The sequence below is a fragment of the Sulfitobacter sp. UBA4523 genome, from assembly GCF_002388305.1.
GTDB lineage: Bacteria > Pseudomonadota > Alphaproteobacteria > Rhodobacterales > Rhodobacteraceae > Sulfitobacter > Sulfitobacter pontiacus.
Map to the genome: position 1 here is coordinate 3,382 of NZ_DGMH01000059.1, position 3,066 is coordinate 6,447.

The 3,066-nt window shown below is 56.1% G+C and carries 2 protein-coding genes and 1 pseudogene; all 3 read left to right on the plus strand.

Going from position 1 to position 3,066, the window contains the following annotated elements; all coding sequences use genetic code 11:
- On the plus strand, positions 1–1,349 hold a 1,349-nt coding region (locus tag B3849_RS14370; RefSeq protein WP_286780359.1), incomplete at its 5' end, for a dihydrolipoyl dehydrogenase family protein.
- 302 nt (positions 1,350–1,651) lie between these two features.
- Positions 1,652–2,374, plus strand: a pseudogene (locus B3849_RS14375) (hypothetical protein).
- A gap of 176 nt (positions 2,375–2,550) precedes the next feature.
- Positions 2,551–2,973, plus strand: coding sequence for a LexA family protein (locus tag B3849_RS14380; protein WP_288397516.1), 423 nt, complete (start codon positions 2,551–2,553; stop codon positions 2,971–2,973).
- Positions 2,974–3,066: the final 93 nt, after the last annotated feature.

Here is a 3,066-nt window from a genome sequence, read left to right on the forward strand (position 1 = left end):
TCATGACCGAAACACTTGACCTGATCGTTATCGGCGCCGGCATGGCCGGGGTCAACGCTGCGAAAAAGGCCGCGCGTGCCGGCTGGTCCGTCGCCATTGTGGACGAGCTCCCCTACGGCGGCACCTGTGCCCTGCGGGGCTGTGATCCAAAGAAAATGTTGCGCGCCGGGGCCGAGGCGGTCGACGCCGCGCGGCTGCTGAGCGGCAAGGGAGTGGCCGGTGACACGCGGATCGACTGGCCAGCGCTGATGAAGCACAAGGAAAGCTTTACGGACCCGGTGCCGGAGAACATGGAGGACGGGCTGAAGAAGGCCGGTGTGCAAACCTTGCATGGATCAGCCCGCTTTACCGCAGCGGATCGGATCGAAATCGATGGCCATGGCGAAATCAAATTCGGTCACGCGCTGATCGCCACTGGCGCGAAACCGCGTCCGCTGAATTTTCCTGGTGCCGAGTGCCTGATCGACAGCACTGATTTCTTGAACCTGTCGAACCTGCCAAAGCGCATCATCTTCGTGGGAGGCGGCTACATCTCATTCGAATTTGCTCATATCGCCGAACGAGCGGGCGCCGAGGTCACGATCCTTGACCACGGCGCACGGCAGCTCAAGCTGTTCGATCCTGATCTTGTCGATATGCTGCTGGAGCGCAGTCGCGCGGCGGGGATCGAAATCATTTCCGAAGCAACCCCCGAAAAGATTGAAGCTGCAGGCAAAGCGCAGCGCATTTTCTACGGCAAAGACGGTAATACTCATGTCAAAGAGGCCGACCTCATGGTTCACGGCGCAGGTCGCATGCCGGCCGTCGATGAGTTGAATCTAAGCGCTGCTGGAATCGAAACCGAGCATGGCGGTGTAAAGGTTAGCCCTTGGCTGCAATCCACCTCCAACCCCCGCGTCTACGCAGCCGGTGACGCCGCAGCCTCCCCGGGCAAGCCTCTAACCCCGGTGGCTGTCTTCGAAGGCAAGATCGCCACTTCGAACATGCTGAAAGGCAAGCAGACCGAGCCGGATTACATAGGCGTGCCCAGCGTGGTGTTCACCATCCCCGAACTCGCACGGGTCGGCATGATGGAAGAAGAAGCGCGCGAGACCGGCGATGTAGAGGTATCATTCACAGATACTTCCGGCTGGTTCTCCCAGAAACGTCTGGGCGAGACCCATGCAGGTGCCAAGATCATCTCGAATTCAGAGGGCAAGATCTTGGGCGCGCATATGTTCGGTCCGGACTACGCGGAACTCATCAATATCTTTTCTTTGGCAATCAAGCTGGGGCTCACGGTTGATCAGATCAAGACGATGCCCGCGGCATATCCAACGGGGGCGTCGGACATCGGTTCGATGCTCTAAGGTTGCCGAGTTGCTGCCAACCCCCGCTTCGAGAGCATGCGACGCGGCACCCTAACATGACCAAAAGGACGTCATAAACCAGTATGTCAGATACATTGCGCGAGCGCCGGCTCTTAATGTCGCGGGGGGGGCTCTCTTGCGCCCGCAGCGAACGACCGCTTTCCGCCCTTTCAGCATGGGTGCTAAATACAGTCTTCACATCCAGTTGCATTGGGGTTCTGCCAAAGTCGTCTCGTAGTGCTACGGATTCAGCTACCGCGAATATCATGGCGCTGCGGTTCGGTGTATGACACCTTTCGGGTATGATCAAATACCAAACCCTCACTGACAATCATCCCGACCTGCCACGGTCACCGCTGCTATAGGCAGCAGTTCTGACCATGCAATATACGCAGGAACACGGATCGATAGGGATCACCAAAAACAAGGCGTTCAAGCGTACCTTCGTTCATTGGGCCGTACAGAATTTTGACTGGCCAGGGGAAGGTGCGGATGAGGTGTTCCGTTATCATAGGGTGATCAACGAAGCTGACTTCGCCCCGCTCGAAGTGCTGCACTTCCTGCTGATTGAATTACGCCTTGGTCGCCACTTCAAAGACGAGTTCCGGCTCACCAAGCGTGGCAAAGAGTTGGCCCAATCGCCCGGGCGCTTATTTGTCGAACTGATCCCGTATTTTGTACACGAGGTCGATCACACCTCTTATGCGCGCTTTGATGACCAACCCTTTGGGAATTGGGATGTCTGGATGAATGTGATCAACGTAGAGGCCGACCACGGCATCAGCGACGTTGCCTTATACCAAAAGTTCTATGGTGAACCGGAGAGTGACCGCAATGCTGCCAGGCGGGACATATACGCCTTTAAGGCCTGCGTCTTGCGACCGCTTGAATGGGCCGGGCTTCTGATGTCGACCCAAGACCAGGGCGCGGAAATGCGCGCTGTCCATGTGTTTAAAAGCCCGCTATGGCGCAGTGTTTTGAAGTTAGACACTGACGATATGCTTCAATCGGTACCCTTGCAGTGAGGCACTCTTCACCTTCTGTAAGCACGGCAGGGGCTCAGGGTGCTATTCTTCATCGTCGAGTTCACAAACTCGGTTCGATCTGATGCCAGTCTCCTGGCCGCATCACCCCAAACCAAACTTGACATCGGGCAGGTGAATCGCAGATTTAGAACAAATAGCGAACAATTAGGATTCCCATGCCAGTTTACCCAGTTGATAAACCCGTCCACATGCCTTCCCAACCTGTTCGAATTGTCAGCACACCAGTCAGCGCTGGTTTTCCTTCGCCAGCAGGTGACGAGATCGACCCTATGGCTTGGGTCGTGCGCCATCCTTCATCAACATTTTGGTGGCGCGTAGAAGGGGACTGCCTTTGGGACGCCGAGATACGTGATGGCGACATTATCGCTGTAGACCGTGCGGGCAAACGCCGCATTGGGCGAGCCGTGCTGGCCGTAGTGGAGGGTGCTGTCACAGCAAAGATTCTGCGTAAGCGTGGTGACAGATATTACCTCGCTCCTGCGAATAGCCAAGAACAGTTCCCCGACGTCGAACTTACAGAAGATAGCGAAATCTGGGGCGTTATCGCAGGTGTTGTCCGGCGTTACGACTTGGCATGAAGCGGCCTGTCCATGAATCGCTCCGAGTTTGTCGGAGACCATCAACTTAAGTAAGGATGAGGGTTATGATAAAAAGCAAAATGGCAAATCGCT